This window comes from Olleya sp. KJ81-1 (assembly GCF_055808135.1).
The window spans coordinates 1,583,160-1,598,734 of the sequence record NZ_CM147854.1 but is presented as its reverse complement, the minus strand read 5'-3'; the positions used below and the strand labels follow the sequence as shown (position 1 = coordinate 1,598,734).

16 protein-coding genes, 1 tRNA gene and 2 pseudogenes are annotated in these 15,575 nt (G+C 31.0%); 12 read left to right on the top strand and 7 right to left on the bottom strand.

Annotated elements, in window-relative coordinates:
* Nucleotides 1-21 precede the first annotated feature (21 nt).
* The 6 genes from AC0L3M_RS07685 (at nt 22) to AC0L3M_RS07660 (ending at nt 4,433) form a co-directional block, all read left to right on the top strand.
* Complete coding sequence (locus AC0L3M_RS07685; protein WP_292949745.1) at nt 22-954, top strand: PorP/SprF family type IX secretion system membrane protein; 933 nt, start codon at nt 22-24, stop codon at nt 952-954.
* Between the two features lie 19 nt (nt 955-973).
* Nucleotides 974-2,887 (top strand): OmpA family protein, encoded by a 1,914-nt coding sequence (locus tag AC0L3M_RS07680; RefSeq protein WP_473432403.1) that lies wholly within the window; start codon nt 974-976, stop codon nt 2,885-2,887.
* Nucleotides 2,888-3,007: 120 nt separating this feature from the next.
* Nucleotides 3,008-3,550 (top strand): isopentenyl-diphosphate Delta-isomerase, encoded by a 543-nt coding sequence (gene idi / locus AC0L3M_RS07675; RefSeq protein ID WP_145002512.1) that lies wholly within the window; start codon nt 3,008-3,010, stop codon nt 3,548-3,550.
* Entirely contained in the window at nt 3,528-3,938 is a 411-nt protein-coding gene (locus AC0L3M_RS07670) for a 6-pyruvoyl trahydropterin synthase family protein (RefSeq protein WP_341587154.1), read from the top strand. Before idi ends, AC0L3M_RS07670 begins: the two co-directional genes overlap by 23 nt.
* A 94-nt stretch (nt 3,939-4,032) precedes the next feature.
* Nucleotides 4,033-4,302, top strand: coding sequence for a hypothetical protein (locus tag AC0L3M_RS07665; RefSeq protein ID WP_145002506.1), 270 nt, complete (start codon nt 4,033-4,035; stop codon nt 4,300-4,302).
* Between the two features lie 57 nt (nt 4,303-4,359).
* A tRNA-Thr gene (locus tag AC0L3M_RS07660) sits at nt 4,360-4,433 on the top strand.
* 110 nt (nt 4,434-4,543) lie between these two features.
* On the opposite strand, the gene AC0L3M_RS07655 is transcribed toward AC0L3M_RS07660, so the two are convergent.
* The 5 genes and pseudogenes from AC0L3M_RS07655 to AC0L3M_RS07635 all read right to left on the bottom strand — a co-directional run bounded on the left by AC0L3M_RS07655 (nt 4,544) and on the right by AC0L3M_RS07635 (nt 9,292).
* Complete coding sequence (locus AC0L3M_RS07655) at nt 4,544-5,242, bottom strand: DUF4369 domain-containing protein (protein ID WP_292949735.1); 699 nt, start codon at nt 5,240-5,242, stop codon at nt 4,544-4,546.
* 51 nt (nt 5,243-5,293) lie between these two features.
* The gene (locus tag AC0L3M_RS07650) at nt 5,294-6,601 is read right to left on the bottom strand and encodes a DUF819 family protein (protein WP_145002500.1); all 1,308 of its coding nucleotides are present in this window, start codon (nt 6,599-6,601) and stop codon (nt 5,294-5,296) included.
* A gap of 426 nt (nt 6,602-7,027) precedes the next feature.
* On the bottom strand, nt 7,028-7,957 hold the full coding sequence (locus AC0L3M_RS07645; protein WP_473432402.1) for an alpha/beta hydrolase: 930 nt from the start codon (nt 7,955-7,957) through the stop codon (nt 7,028-7,030).
* Nucleotides 7,958-8,337: 380 nt separating this feature from the next.
* Nucleotides 8,338-8,930, bottom strand: a pseudogene (locus AC0L3M_RS07640) (alpha-ketoglutarate-dependent dioxygenase AlkB family protein).
* 3 nt (nt 8,931-8,933) lie between these two features.
* Nucleotides 8,934-9,292 (bottom strand): annotated as a pseudogene (locus AC0L3M_RS07635) (DoxX family protein).
* A gap of 44 nt (nt 9,293-9,336) precedes the next feature.
* Here AC0L3M_RS07635 and AC0L3M_RS07630 point away from each other — a divergent pair.
* Nucleotides 9,337-9,579 (top strand): hypothetical protein, encoded by a 243-nt coding sequence (locus AC0L3M_RS07630; RefSeq protein ID WP_473432401.1) that lies wholly within the window; start codon nt 9,337-9,339, stop codon nt 9,577-9,579.
* 181 nt (nt 9,580-9,760) lie between these two features.
* Nucleotides 9,761-10,000, top strand: a complete 240-nt coding sequence (locus tag AC0L3M_RS07625) for a M15 family metallopeptidase (protein ID WP_473432400.1) — start codon at nt 9,761-9,763, stop codon at nt 9,998-10,000.
* A gap of 3 nt (nt 10,001-10,003) precedes the next feature.
* Here the strand turns inward: AC0L3M_RS07625 and AC0L3M_RS07620 are convergent, their stop codons facing one another.
* Together AC0L3M_RS07620 and AC0L3M_RS07615 are read right to left on the bottom strand one after the other, a co-directional pair.
* Complete coding sequence (locus AC0L3M_RS07620) at nt 10,004-10,375, bottom strand: VOC family protein (protein ID WP_473432488.1); 372 nt, start codon at nt 10,373-10,375, stop codon at nt 10,004-10,006.
* Between the two features lie 128 nt (nt 10,376-10,503).
* Nucleotides 10,504-11,154 carry a YceI family protein gene (locus tag AC0L3M_RS07615; protein WP_292949723.1) on the bottom strand — a complete coding sequence of 217 codons (651 nt, stop codon included), beginning with the start codon at nt 11,152-11,154 and terminating at the stop codon, nt 10,504-10,506.
* Nucleotides 11,155-11,319: 165 nt separating this feature from the next.
* Between AC0L3M_RS07615 and AC0L3M_RS07610 the strand changes: the two genes are divergently transcribed.
* The 4 genes from AC0L3M_RS07610 (at nt 11,320) to AC0L3M_RS07595 (ending at nt 15,570) form a co-directional block, all read left to right on the top strand.
* Complete coding sequence (locus tag AC0L3M_RS07610) at nt 11,320-11,877, top strand: nucleotide exchange factor GrpE (RefSeq protein ID WP_145002482.1); 558 nt, start codon at nt 11,320-11,322, stop codon at nt 11,875-11,877.
* A gap of 7 nt (nt 11,878-11,884) precedes the next feature.
* A complete protein-coding gene (dnaJ, locus tag AC0L3M_RS07605) occupies nt 11,885-13,006 on the top strand; it encodes a molecular chaperone DnaJ (protein ID WP_191100984.1) in 1,122 nt (373 codons plus the stop codon).
* A gap of 324 nt (nt 13,007-13,330) precedes the next feature.
* The gene (locus AC0L3M_RS07600; RefSeq protein WP_292949718.1) at nt 13,331-14,254 is read left to right on the top strand and encodes an ABC transporter ATP-binding protein; all 924 of its coding nucleotides are present in this window, start codon (nt 13,331-13,333) and stop codon (nt 14,252-14,254) included.
* Between the two features lie 2 nt (nt 14,255-14,256).
* A complete protein-coding gene (locus AC0L3M_RS07595) occupies nt 14,257-15,570 on the top strand; it encodes an ABC transporter permease (protein WP_473432399.1) in 1,314 nt (437 codons plus the stop codon).
* Nucleotides 15,571-15,575 lie beyond the last annotated feature (5 nt).

Here is a 15,575-nt window from a genome sequence, read left to right as displayed (position 1 = left end):
TAAATTCATACCTTATTTCAAATGAAAAATAAAATTTTAATATTAATAGCTGTATTAAGTTCATTTTATGTAACAGAATTATCTGCGCAACAAGATGCACAATACACACAATATATGTACAATACTTTAAGTATAAATCCAGCATATGCAGGTTCTAGAGATGGACTTAGTGCTTTATTATTGTATCGTACGCAATGGGTAGGATTAGATGGAGCTCCAGATACAGGTAGTTTCAATATCCATTCTCCTTTTGGTGATGAGCAAAATGTCGGGTTAGGTTTATCTGTTGTAAATGATAGGATTGGACCAACGCAAGAAACCTATTTTGATGTGTCATTTTCATACTCTATAAATACATCAGATGAAGGTAGATTATCTTTTGGTTTGAATGGTGGTGGAAGTTTATTAGATATAAAATATTCGGAATTAAGCTCTTATAATAATGGAGATGTATTATTGCAAAGTGATATTGATAATAAGTTTTCACCTCAAATAGGAGCTGGTGTTTATTATCGTAATTCAGATAAATGGTATTTAGGATTATCAGTACCAAATATACTTGAAACTAAATATTTTGACGATGCTTCTTTATCTCAAGCTTCAGAAAGAATGCACTTTTATTTAATGGGAGGTTATGTTTTTGATATTAATCAGGATTTAAAATTAAAACCAGCTTTTTTAGTTAAACAAGTTTCAGGATCACCTTTACAAGCAGATTTAACTGCAAATGCTTTATATAAAGATAAATTTACAGTTGGATTAGCATACCGTTGGGATGCTGCAGTTAGTGGATTGTTAGGGTATCAGGTATCAGAAAGTTTAATGTTAGGTTTTGGTTATGACAGAGAAGTAACAGATTTAGGTCAGACTAAGTTTGATGCTGGTTCTTTCGAGGTATTTTTAAGATTTGAACCTAGAGATTTAACTAAAATTTTATCACCAAGATTCTTTTAAAACATAGATAACAAAGATTATGAAAAATAGATATATACTTTCTACTTTAATTATTGCACTATCATTTAATCTAACATTTGCTCAAAATGATGGTATTTCTAGTAGTACAGAAAAAAAGTATGATAAATTATCCTATGTTGAAACAACAAAGGAGTTATTAAAATTAATTGAAAAAGGTAATAAAACACCAGAAGTTTATAAAAAACTAGCTAATTCATATTATTTCAATACCAAAATGGAAGACGCTTCCAAGTGGTATGGTGAAATGTTTAAATTGGATGCAGTAGTTGAGTATGAGTATTATTATCGATATGCAATGAGTTTAAAAGCTATTGGTGACTATGAAGGTGCAAATGCTAATATGAAAGAATTTGCTACTTTAAAGCCAAATGATTCTAGAGCAATATTATTCTCTAAATCTCCAAACTATCTTGAAACTATCGAATCACTTTCAGGTGATTTTGAATTGGAAAATTTAGATTTAAATTCTCGTTTTTCAGATTTTGGAACCTCTTTTTATAAAGGTGGAATTGTTTTTGCTTCTTCTAGAGGTGACGGTAAATTATATAAATGGAACGAACAACCATTTTTAGATTTATATTATCAAGCTAACGATTCTAGTGCTGTAACACCTTTATCTACAGCTATAAATACTAAATATCATGAGTCTTCAACATCTTTTACTCACGATGGGAATATCGCATATTTTACTAGAAACAATTATTTTCATGGTAAAGTCAGAAAAAGTAATGAAAAAGTAAATGGTTTAAAAATTTTTAAAGCCGAACTTAAAAATGGCGCTTGGTCAAATATAGTTAGTATGCCATTTAATAATGACGATTATAATGTCGCGCATCCAGCCTTAAGCTTAGATGAGTCTAGATTATATTTTGCTAGTGATATGCCAGGTACTCGTGGTAAATCTGATATTTATTATGTAGATATTTTAGAAGATGGTACTTATGGCGAACCAGTAAATTTAGGAGATGCTATCAATACAGAAGGAAGAGAAAATTTTCCATATATAAGCAATAATGGAACACTATATTTTTCATCAGATGGACATCAAGGTCTTGGTGGATTAGATGTATTTATGACTAAGTTAGATGATCCAAGTCAAACAGTTACCAACTTAGGTAAACCGATTAATAGTTCTAGAGACGATTTTGAATTTATAATTGACGAATTTTCAAATATTGGATACCTAACTTCTAATAGATACAATGGTAAAGGAGATGATGATATTTATAAGTTTTCTAGATCATTTTGTACGCAGTTAGTGTCTGGTACAACAGTAGATAAAACAACTAACATTATACTGCCTTACGCAAGCGTTGTTGTTTTAAATGAAAAAGGAGTAGAGGTTCAAAACTTGACATCAGATCAAAACGGTTCCTTTAGTTATGAAGGACCTTGTAACAAGCAAAAATTTAATATTATAGCATCTAAAGATGGTTATACACAATCAGACCAAACATTTGTTGTTAATCCTAAAAAGAAAGAAGATGTTGTTTTAAAATTAAACTTAACACCTGAAACAACATTACCTGCAGAAGTTGGAATGGATTTAACTGAAGTTTTAAAATTAAATCCAATCTATTTTGATTTTGACAAGTCTAATATAAGACCAGATGCAGAATTAGAGTTAAAAAAGGTAATAGATTACATGAATAAGTATCCAACGGTTAGAATTGATGTACAATCGCATACAGATTCAAGAGCATCAGATGACTATAACTGGGCTTTATCAAATAGAAGAAACGTATCTACCAAACAATACATTATTCAAAAAGGAGGTATTGCGCCAGATAGATTGGAAGGTAAAGGTTACGGAGAAACTATGTTAGTTAATAGATGTAGTAACGGAGTTAAGTGTACCGAAGAAGAACATGATTGGAATAGAAGAAGTAACTTTATAGTTATTAATAGATAATTTCAACCATATTAATATGGAAAAAGCATCTCTTTAGAGATGCTTTTTTTATTAAAATTAACTTAAAACAAAAATTAGCCCAAGTCTAATTATTAACTTTGTTTTTATCAAATATTTTTAATGAAAGAAGAACATGTAATTTTAGTAAACGAGTTTGATGAGCAAATTGGACTAATGCCAAAAATGGAAGCCCATGAAAAAGCATTATTACATCGTGCATTCTCTGTTTTTGTTTTTAATGATAAAAATCAGTTAATGCTACAACAAAGAGCTTTAGGTAAGTATCACTCTCCTGGATTATGGACTAACACATGTTGTAGTCATCAACGTGAAGGAGAAAGCAATATACAAGCTGGTACAAGACGTTTACAAGAAGAAATGGGTTTTGTAACACAACTTGAAGAAAAAACATCTTTTATCTACAAAGCTCCTTTTGATAATGGTTTAACAGAGCATGAATTGGACCATATTATGGTTGGTTATTATCAAGATCAGCCAATTATTAATAAAGATGAAGTTGAAAGCTGGAAATGGATGTCTTTAGAAGATGTAAAAGCAGATATTCAAAATCAGCCGGAACTATATACAGCTTGGTTTAAAATAATTTTTGATAAGTTTTATCAATTTATAAATATTAGTGATGAAAGTAACAGTCAGTCGTAAAGCCCATTTTAATGCAGCCCATAGATTATATCGTAAAGATTGGTCCATGGAAAAAAATGATGAAATCTTTGGAAAATGTAACAACCCTAATTATCATGGTCATAATTATGAGCTTATTGCTAGTGTTACAGGAGATATTGATCAAGAAACAGGTTTTGTAATTGATGTTAAAATTTTAAAAGACATCATTAAAATGGAAGTAGAAGATGCTTTTGACCATAAAAACCTAAACCTGGATGTTGCAGAGTTTAAAGATTTAAATCCAACAGCAGAAAACATTGTCGTTGTAATTTATAATAAAATCAAAGCCAAATTAAAACAAGGCTTAGACTTGGAAGTAACACTTTACGAGACACCAAGAAACTTTGTATCCTATTCTGGTAAATAACATGCATAAATTAAATAAAGGCTTTAAAGTGGATTTAAATAGTTCTAATTTCGAACTTTAATCGTAGCTTTGCACTTAAATAAATTTTAAAATTATGGCAAATAAAAGAGACCTAAAAAAAGACATTAATTACGTTTTAGGAGATATTATTGAAGCAGTTTACGTTTGGGAATACACAAACACTGATAAAGACAACAAACAAAGTGAAGCGATCATTGATGACGCAATAGTAACTTTTGACGAGCTTATAACTAAGACTAATGCTAAAGACGTTGATAACAAAAAAGCACATTTTAACGCTGTTAAAAAAGAGCTTGAAGATAAGGGTCGTGCATTAATTGAAAGAATTAACAAATTAGGTTAATTTTTTTTAAAAAAGCTTGCAGATATCATTAAGAGAATTATATTTGCAAACTCTTTTGCCGATGTAGCTCAGCTGGCTAGAGCAGCTGATTTGTAATCAGCAGGTCGTGGGTTCGAGTCCCTCCATCGGCTCAAAAAAGCTTCTCTTAATTGAGAAGCTTTTTTTGATTTAACATCAAAATTTTAACAATAAAAAAAGCCATCTAAATTTAGATGGCTTTTTTTATATGAAACTATTTTTTCTATTGCTCAGTACGTTTAATTTCGGCAATGTATACTTCTAATTGCTTTCCATATTTCGAGGCTTTAATTTCTGGCGTAAGTACTTTACTAATGGTGTCTAAATAAATAACATTAGCGTCGTAAATTTCCGAAAGTGCTAAATATGGAGCAACTTCACTATCCTTATGCGTTACAGCAAAATTAGCAGTGTATAAATACTTTCTTTTCTTAAAGCTATTTAATATGGCTTCAGTTTGTTTTAACTTGACAGTGTCTTTGTCTCTTGCTGCTTCAATATATTCTTTAGTTAAGTCTAAATTTTTATTATTAAATTTTCCTATCATACTCAGATACTCTTCTAAAACATCATGTTGCTTAGATCCTTTTATTTTAGCATCGTAAGAAAATCCCTTTAAAGTTGTATTAATTTCAGTAATACCTTTATCAGCAAAAAAGGATATCCTATCATCCTCTTTGGTGTTTTTATTTAAATATAAATAAAACATTTCTGGCTCATCTATGTCTGATTGTAACGTAAATTCAGGAGAACCATTAACAACAATAGAGTCTACAGTCACTAAAACAGTATCACTTACCTTTTTTAGGTATATAGTTCCTTTTTTTAATCCTTTTACAGTCCCTTTGACTGTCAATTTATTAGCATCATTTCCGCAAGAAAATAAAGACACCAATACTAATAATGCAATAATTTTTTTCATTTAAAACTTATTTTTAAGGTGGGCAAATATCAATTAAAAAACAGAAAAATACTAACCTCCAGAAGCTAATTGCATTAAAATTGTACAACCAATAGCTGCTAACGTTCCGACAGCATATCCAAATACTGCTAAAAGAACACCAACTGTCGCTAAAGATGGGTGAAAAGCAGAAGCTACAATTGGAGCAGATGCAGCACCACCTACGTTAGCTTGACTTCCAACCGCTAAAAAGAAATAAGGTGCTTTAATAAGTTTTGCAACTCCAATTAAAAGTAATGCATGAATACCCATCCATACAAATCCAATAGCTATAAGACCAACATTATCAAATATTGAACTAATGTCTATTTTCATTCCAATGGTTGCAACTAAAATATATATAAAAACACTACCAAATTTACTAGCACCTGCGCCTTCATAATTTTTAGCTTTAGTAAAAGACAATAATATAGCTACAAGTGTAGCAATACTAATCATCCAGAAAAACGAACTATCTAAAAACGTAAAAGTGTTTTTTAAAGTAGTAGATTCTATTCCCGAAATTATTTCTCCAAAGAAAGGCGCTAAATTGTCAGCACATAAATGTGCCATACTTACAGTCCCAAAAGCTATGGCAGCCAATAACATTAAATCTGTTAAGCTTGGATTACGTTTAACACTTTCAGTAAATGTGGACATTTTATCTTTTAGTGCCTCAATAGAGGATGTATCTGCTTTTAACCATTTATTGATACTAGCGCGTTTTCCAATACCAATAAGTAGGATTGCCATCCATACATTAGCGACAACTATATCAACAAATACCATTTTTCCGTACTCAGCTTGATTATAACCGTAAATTTCTAACATTGCGGTTTGATTAGCACCTCCTCCAATCCAGCTTCCGGCTAAAGTAGATAAACCTCTCCAAACAGCATCAGGACCTATTCCGCCTACTGTATCAGGTGATATTGTGGCAATTAATAGTATAGCAATTGGTCCACCAATTACAATACCTATTGTACCTGTAAAAAACATGATAAGTGCTTTCCATCCTAAATTAAAAACTGCTTTTAAATCAATGCTTAATGTCATTAAGACTAGTGCTGCAGGTAATAGATATCTACTAGCAACATAATACAAGTTGGTTTTGTGTGCTACTATGTCACCAGTTTCGGTTGTTGTTTCCCATTCTGGGGCAATTAGACCTATGGTTGTTAGTATAGCTGGCAACATATATGCCATAAACAAGCCAGGAACAATCTTGTAAAATTTTTCCCAGAAACCGCCTTTTAAAGATTCTGTATAAAATATTAAGCCTAAGGCAATCATTAACACTCCAAAAACAATAGTGTCGTTAGTAAATAATGGTTCACTCATAATTTTAATTTATAGATAACGCAAAATAATCAAATAATATGGTTATTAAAACATTTAAAAACAAAGTTTGGCACAGGATTTGTTTAATATAAATTGTAATTATTTATGATGACCTTCTAATACTAGGTGTGGTTACCTAAACAGAAAATAGTAATAATTACATTTGGTTGGTTAGTATGAAAAAGCATCCCTATAAAGGATGCTTTTTCTGTTTTTAATTTTAATAAACCTTTAACACTACAAGATGTTAGTTAGTTTGTTTTGGCACGACAATTGTAATATTAAAAGTGTAATTACTTATGATGACTTTCACACAGGTGTGGTTACCTAAATGAAACGAGTAGTAATTATCATATTTTTGGTTGGTTAGTATGAAAAAGCATCCTTTTTAGGATGCTTTTTCTATTTTATAATGTTTGATAATTTTTATTTGGTTGTAATAAAAGTTATAATACTTGTTAATAAACCATCGGCTAATGGTCTATGCGATTCGTTATAAGATTTAGAATTTTCAAGGTCATCACCTTCAATGGTTACCATAACATGATTCATGTTTTTTATTATTTTTATAGAAGCATCGCTTGCAGCCTCTTTTAATAATAAAGCTTCGGTTTCACTAACTTGTAAATCCTTAGTTCCGTTTATTACTAATGTTGGTATGTTTAAAGTACCCATTATATCAAGTGGATTATGTTTCATCCAACTCATAAAAAAACGTTGTGTTTCAATATTAAAAATGGATGTTAAAGCTTCAGGATAATCTAATGTTGTTTTTTCTGTTTTTAAAATAGCAAACACGCGTTTTGTATCTTCTGTAAATTGTGGTGCTGTTTTTTCTATTTGTTCTATAATAACATTGTCTATAGTTTGTCCTGCTCCAGCTATGGATATAAAGCCACTAGCTTTATCCTTTGCTGCTAGCATACCAATTAGGCTTCCTTGATCATGTCCTATAATGTATATTTTATTATATAGATTTAGATTTTTAAAATAGTCTACTACTGTACTGGCATCTGTTACAAAATCATCAAAAGATAAATTAGGATCTACGTTGTTTTGTCGTATTTGTTTAACAATACGCTTGTCGTATCTAAAGGTTGCAATGCCACTATTGGTAAGTCCTATTGCTAATTTTTTGATGTTATTAGTTTTTAAAAAGTTTTGATTACCATCTCTATCATTGGGTCCATATCCTGCTATAATTATGGCTAAAGTTGGTTTGTCATCATTTAAAGGTGTTAATAATGTCCCATTTATGTGTTTGTTTACAACGATGTCTTTAGATGTAAACGTTACATCTTGAGCAGTGGCAGTAGATAATATAAAAAACAGAATGATTATAATTTGTGATTTCATTTTAATGGTTTTAACATGTAAGTCAAATAGGATGCCAAATATTAAATTATGCTACTCAAAGTTACACTTAAAATTTGGTATAAAAATAATGTTTGAAAGGATTTTGTGATGTGTTTTTAATCGATTTTTGATGTATTTTAATCGATGAATGTTAAAATTTAGTGCATTTCATCGATTTATAATGTTTTTTATCGTTTTGCTTTGAGATAAGCTTTATGTTTGTCTTGTGCTAAAAATTACATACTTTTAGTTCAATGGATTAATTAATTAATATTTGCATTGTTAGGTTAGTTTGGATAATCTAAATTAATTTAACACAAAATGCCAAATAGCAAAAAGCCAAGGTTGAGGGACCTTGGCTTTTATGTTTTTAATACTTTTTATATTATGATTCTAAAAGTTAAATTAATTCTAGGCATTATTTGTTTTTTGGTTTTAGCAATCTGATGTAACCAATGATGTTGTGTGCTACCCTTCATTAATAATAAACTACCATGCTCTAGTAATAGTTTTTGCTTTAATGATTTGTCCGTTTTATGTTTGAGATTAAAATATCGTGCTTCGCCAAAACTAACAGAGGCAATTATAGGATTTATACCTAAAGATTTTTCGTCATCAGCATGCCAACCATTGCTGTCCTGACCATCTCTGTATAAATTAGCTAAGCATGTAGTAAAGTTTATGTTTGCTATAGTTTCTACTCTTTTTTTATTTCGCTTAAAGCGGAAGTAAAGCCATGTGGATGCATGGTAATATTGGAATAACTATAGGGTTTGTTATTGGTGCTAAATAAAGCAGTTAATCTGGGTTGTGCATGCGTTTTTCCAAATAAAGTAATGTTATCTTGCTGCCAAGGGATGTCATTGAATAGCAAATTGTAATAATTGGAAGCTTCGTTTATGTCAAAAAAATTAGGAAAATAACTAATCTCAGCATCTGGCAAATTAAGTTTGATTTCTTCTGTAAAAAGCATTTCTTAAAATTTTAAATACCAAAATGCCCAATACATTAGCCCAAATTGTAACGGAAGACGTAATAACAAGATCCATTTTGGCAGTCCAGTCGAAGCTTTTTTTCAGTTAACATATATATGTGAACCATTAAAAATAAAAGCAACATTAATATTATACCATAAATTGAAATAGCTTTTAATGCAGGAATGCAGACTGTTGTACCTAAAACTATTTCTGCAATACCACTTAATTTAACTAGTAGTTTATGATTTGGTAAGTATCTTGGCATGATGCGTAAATACATTTTAGGTTTAATAAAATGCATAACACCTGCAAACACATAAATTGCTCCCATTAAATATAGATGCCAAGGATAGGTCATAATTAGTTTTTTATTTTATAAATTTAGCCTATAAAATTTAAATCATGAAGTATAATTTAGCGCTTTTACTAACATTTTTTACAACTATTAGTATTGCACAATTAAGGGATGGATTTGTCTATGCTCAAGATATAATTCAAGATTTAGATGTAGAGTTAAGGTATTGTAATGATGATAATTTTGTAGGAGAGCAAATTGATGGTTACAATAAAGAGGTTGTGATTATGACAACATTAGCAGCTAAAGCTTTAAAAAATGTACAAGATACCCTTAAAAAAAGGGCTTAGGTTTAAAAATTTATGACGCTTATAGACCACAACAAGCGGTAAACCATTTTGTAAGATGGGCAAAACAAGTTAATGATACCTTAAAAAAGCAAGAGTATTATCCAAATGTAGATAAAAAAATCTTTTTAGTCAAGGTTATATTGCCTCCAAATCTAGACATAGTAGCGGAAGCACAATAGATTTGACAATTATAAATTTAAAGACAGGAAAAGTTTTAGACATGGGTAGTCCTTATGATTTTTTTGGTCCAGAATCTTGGGTAAGTAATACTAAATTGACATCAAAACAGCAGGAAAATAGACAACTATTACAACACGTCATGTTGACAAATGGCTTTAGAAATTACCCAAAAGAATGGTGGCATTTTACCTTAAAAGGAGAGCCTTTTAAAAATCAATATTTTGATTTTCCGGTAGAGTAAAGTTTAAACATGTTGATCTACCAAAATCTGGTTACCATCAGGATCTAATACCATAAAGCTTGCAGGACCTTTTGTGTTAGTGTCAGCTTCAGTAATAAAAGAAATATTATTATCTTTTAATTGTTTTTGTATGGACCTAACATCATCAAAATCTTTTAACGGATTAGCGTTTTCATCCCAACCAGGATTAAACGTGATAATATTTTTATCAAACATACCCTGAAAAAGTCCTATTAAAGCATTTCCATTTTTCATTATTAAATAATTTTGTTCAAGTTGTCCACCAAAAACTGTAAAACCTAAAGTCTCGTAAAATTGTTTGGACGCAGTAATATCTTTTACTGCTATACTTATTGATAAGGCACCTAAAGTCATTGCAATTTTATATTGGTTAGTATAGGCTAAAGTTATAATTTTTTTATGGGTTTGTAGTGTAATGTCATTATTAGAAATAAAAAAAGCCACAACGTTAATTGTGGCTTTTTTTATAAAATATATAAAGATTAAGCTTTTTTAGCTTTAACAGATATTTTTATTTCAACATCATCCTTAATTAGTTTATCTCCTAATGAAGCAGCAACATCATCGCTTGTTGCAGAGTTGTACATAATGTTCCATTCTGTTCTATCTAAAGTAAATGTGTCACTTGTAATTGTAACATCATCACCATTTACAGCTACTAAAGCAGGAAAAGTAATGTTTTTCTTAATTCCTTTTAGTGTTAAGTTACCGCTAATATTGTTTCCTTCTACTTTTGTAATTTCAAATGCAGCAGTACCAAATTGTGCTACATCAAAAAAGTCTTCGCTTTTTAAATGACCTACTAGATTTGCGTTAGCTTCTTCAGTTTCAGGAATGTCAGTACATTTAATAGTGTTAATGTCAAACATAAAGTTTCCACCAACTAATTTGTCTCCTTCAAACTCAGCAACTCCAGTTGATACATTAATAGTACCTTCATGTCCACCAACAATTTTGTTAGCTTTCCATATAATCATAGAGTTGTCAGCATCTGCTTTATATTTAGCAGCTTCTGTGTTTTCAGCTACAGCTTCAACTTCACCTGTTTTTGCTTCTTTAGCATCACTTTTACAAGCAACAACACTTAATCCAACGATTGCTACTGCAAAAAGGTTTAATACAATTTTTTTCATGATATAAAATTTTAGTTTTAGTGATTTAAAGCGCAAATATATAAATAATCTTCCATGGAAACTAATTATTTGTTTATTAAAAAAAACAATGACATTTTGACATTTTTAATAGTAATGGCAGTACTTTTGCCATCCCAATTACAGTATTTTAAATTAAGTACAATAATGAGCAAGAAAAGCAACAACGAAACAAACATAGAAGAAGAAATTAATTCTACTTCAAATCAAGCAGAACAAGCAACAACACAAGAAGAGGTTGCAGAAGAGTTATCTGTGGAAGAGCAGTTAAAGGCTGATTTACAACAAGAAAAAGATAAATTTTTACGTCTTTTTGCCGAGTTTGAAAATTATAAAAAGCGTACCTCTAGAGAGCGTATTGAATTGTTTCAAACTGCAAGTAAGGATGTTATGGTATCTATGTTACCAATTTTAGATGATTTTGAACGCGCTTTATTACACATCGACGATGACAAAGAAGCAGAAGAAATGCGTAAAGGTGTCTTATTAATTTATAACAAATTATTACAGACATTACAACAAAAAGGATTGTCTCAATTAGAAGTTAGAGCAGGTGATGTGTTTAATGCAGATCATCATGAAGCGATAACACAAATACCAGCACCTACTGAAGACTTAAAAGGTAAGATTGTAGACGTTATAGAAAAAGGTTATAAACTAGGCGAAACTGTTATACGTTTTCCAAAAGTAATAATCGGACAATAAATTAAATATGGCTAAAAGAGATTTTTACGAAATATTAGGTATAAATAAATCAGCATCTCAAGCTGAAATTAAAAAAGCATACCGTAAAAAGGCAATCGAGTTTCATCCTGACAAAAATCCTGATGATAAGGATGCTGAGTCTAAATTTAAAGAAGCAGCAGAAGCCTATGAGGTATTAAGTGACGACAACAAAAAAGCACGTTACGACCAATTTGGACACCAAGCATTTGAAGGTGGTGGTGGAGGCTACAGTGGTGGCGGAATGAACATGGACGATATTTTTAGCCAATTTGGTGACATCTTTGGAGGTGGAGGTTTCTCTGGTTTTGGAGGTGGCTTCGGTGGAGGTGGAGGACAACGTCGCGTTAAAGGTAGTAACCTACGTGTACGTCTTAAACTTACTTTAGAAGAAATTGCTAATGGTGTTGAAAAGAAAATTAAAGTAAAACGTAAAGTTCAGGCACCAGGTACCACATATAAAACGTGTAATACGTGTAATGGAGCTGGTCAAGTAACTAGAGTTACAAACACAATTTTAGGTCGTATGCAAACAGCTGCACCATGTCCAACATGTAGTGGAGCAGGACAAATAATAGATAAAAAACCTAGTGAAGCTGATGCACAAGGTATGATTGCTAAAGAAGAAACTATTCCGGTTAATATACCAGCAGGAGTAGTAGACGGAATGCAACTTAAAGTATCAGGAAAAGGTAACGAAGCACCAGGTAATGGTGTGTCTGGAGACTTACTTGTAGCAATAGAGGAAGAAGCACATGAGTCTTTACAACGTGAAGGCGATAATTTACATTACGATTTATACGTAAGCTTACCTGATGCAATCCTAGGGAACTCAAAAGAAATTGACACAGTTACCGGAAAAGTACGTATCAAGATAGAAGCAGGTATGCAATCTGGTAAAATATTACGCTTACGCGGAAAAGGTATTCCTAGTATTAATGGTTACGGTAAAGGAGATTTATTAGTACACGTTAACGTATGGACACCAAAAACATTAAACAAAAAACAAAAAGAGTTTTTTGAAAGTATGAAAGAGGACGAACACTTTTCTCCTAAGCCAGAGCGCAGTGATAAGTCATTTTTTGAAAAAGTAAAAGACATGTTTTCGTAACAAAAAGCATAAACTAAATTTTAAAAGCTCACATTTTGTGAGCTTTTTTTGCTTTTTGTTTAACTATTTAAATCATTTAACATCTTATTTAATAAAAAATAGTATATTTGGTTTATCGCTAGCCTAGCTAGTGATAATTTTTCTTTTTCATAGCAATTTTTTCCCATCCTTTATTTATTTAGAGGGTGGGTTTTGTTTTATATAAAAAGATATTTCTTCCTTTAAGTTAAAAATACCTAAATCAGTAATGTTACTATTTTAACATTTTCTATATTTACAACTAAAGCTAGTGTTAGCTTAACTAATCAATCTTAAAAAATAACGATGAATAACCTTTTAGAGGTGCACCAAGTATCTAAAAAATTTGGAGACTTTACAGCACTAAATAATGTGTCTATTACTGTTCCAAAGGGTAGTATTTTTGGTTTGCTTGGTCCAAATGGAGCAGGAAAAACAACTTTAATTAGAGTCATTAACCAAATAACAATGCCAGATTCTGGACATGTTTTGTTGGATGGAGAAGCTTTAAAAAATCACCACGTAAAAGATATTGGCTATTTACCGGAAGAGCGTGGATTATATAAATCCATGAAAGTTGGCGAGCAAGCTTTGTACTTAGCACAATTAAAAGGTATGCAAAAAGCAGAAGCTAAAAAACGCCTTAAAATGTGGTTTGAACGCTTAGAGATTGGAGACTGGTGGAATAAAAAAATACAGGAATTGTCTAAAGGTATGGCACAAAAAATTCAGTTTGTGGTTACTGTCCTGCATGAACCCAAATTATTGATTTTTGACGAGCCATTTTCTGGGTTTGATCCAATTAATGCAAATTTAATAAAAGATGAGATTTTAAGACTAAGAGATGAAGGTGCAACCGTAATTTTTTCTACACATCGTATGGAGTCGGTAGAGGAGTTGTGTGACCAAATAGCCTTAATACATAAATCTAACAAAGTATTAGATGGTAACCTAATGGATATAAAACGCCAATATAAAAGCAATACTTTTCAAATTGGTATAAATCCAAACAATGGTAATTTAGAACAAGAGTTAGCAAGTAAATTTAGTGTGACACCAGCCGAATTTAAAACATTAGAAAACGACTTAAAACTTAATATTAAATTATCTAAAAACGAGTCGGCTAATGACCTATTAAGCTACCTGACTAGTAAAGGACAGATTTCTCACTTTGTAGAAGTTATTCCAAGTGCCAACGATATTTTTATTCAAACAGTAAAGAATAACTAACAATGAACCATCTTCCACTTATTATACAACGCGAGTATTTAACCAAGGTTAGAAACAAATCGTTTTTAATAATGACGGTCTTAAGTCCGTTAATATTTATAGCTTTAATAACTGTCGTTGTGTATTTATCTCAGATGAATAACAATAAACAACGTGTCATTTCGGTATTGGATGATTCCGGAATGTTGACTGAGGTTTTTAAAGATACAGATAATACAAAATATAACCTCCTGACAGGTTTAACTTTAGATAATGCAAAAACTATAGTTGAAGAAAAAGGTGATTACGGCTTGCTTCATATAAATAAATTAGAAAATTTTGAAAATGCAGCTACTAGTGTGCAATTTTATTCAGAAGAATCACCATCCTTATCTGTAATTTCTTCATTAGAAAATAAAATAGAAAAGGAGCTAACCAATCTTAATATGGCAAGTCAAGGTGTCGATATAGATATGATTAAAGCGTCTAAAATAAAGATTAACATTGCACAAGAAAATTTTTCTGGTGTCAAATCATCTAAAATTGACAGTGTAGTTAAGCTTGCATTTGGTGGTGCAGCAGGTTATTTGCTATTTATGTTTATCATTATTTATGGCAATATGATCATGCGTAGTGTAATCGAAGAAAAGACAAGTCGTATTATAGAAGTTATTATCTCTTCTGTAAAACCAGTACAATTAATGTTAGGTAAGATAATTGGGACATCTCTAGCAGGAGTGACTCAGTTTATTATATGGATTATTTTAGGAGGTGTCTTACTAACCGTAGTCTCTGCTATTTTTGGAATTGACTTTGCGCAGGCACAAACACCACAGCAAGAAATTATGCGTCAAGCAATGGCTAATCCAGATGCAAGCATGAAAGTACAAAGTTTATTTACAGCATTTTATAACTTGCCACTTACCAATTTGGTAATTGCATTTTTATTGTTTTTTATAAGTGGCTATTTACTGTATAGTTCTTTATACGCAGCAATTGGCGCAGCAGTAGATAACGAAACAGATACACAACAATTTATGTTACCTATTTTAATGCCATTAATATTAGCAGTTTACGTTGGTATGTTTACCGTAATAGAGGATCCACATGGTACGGTAAGTACTATATTTTCGTTTATACCGTTTACTTCACCTGTAGTGATGTTAATGCGTATCCCGTTTGGTGTGCCAATTTGGCAACAAATAGTATCGTTATTACTATTGGTTGGTACCTTTATGTTTACGGTATGGTTTGCAGCAAAAATTTACAGAGTAGGTATATTAATGTATGGTAAAAAACCAACTTATAAAGAGTTGATTAAGTGGATTAGATATTAATTTTT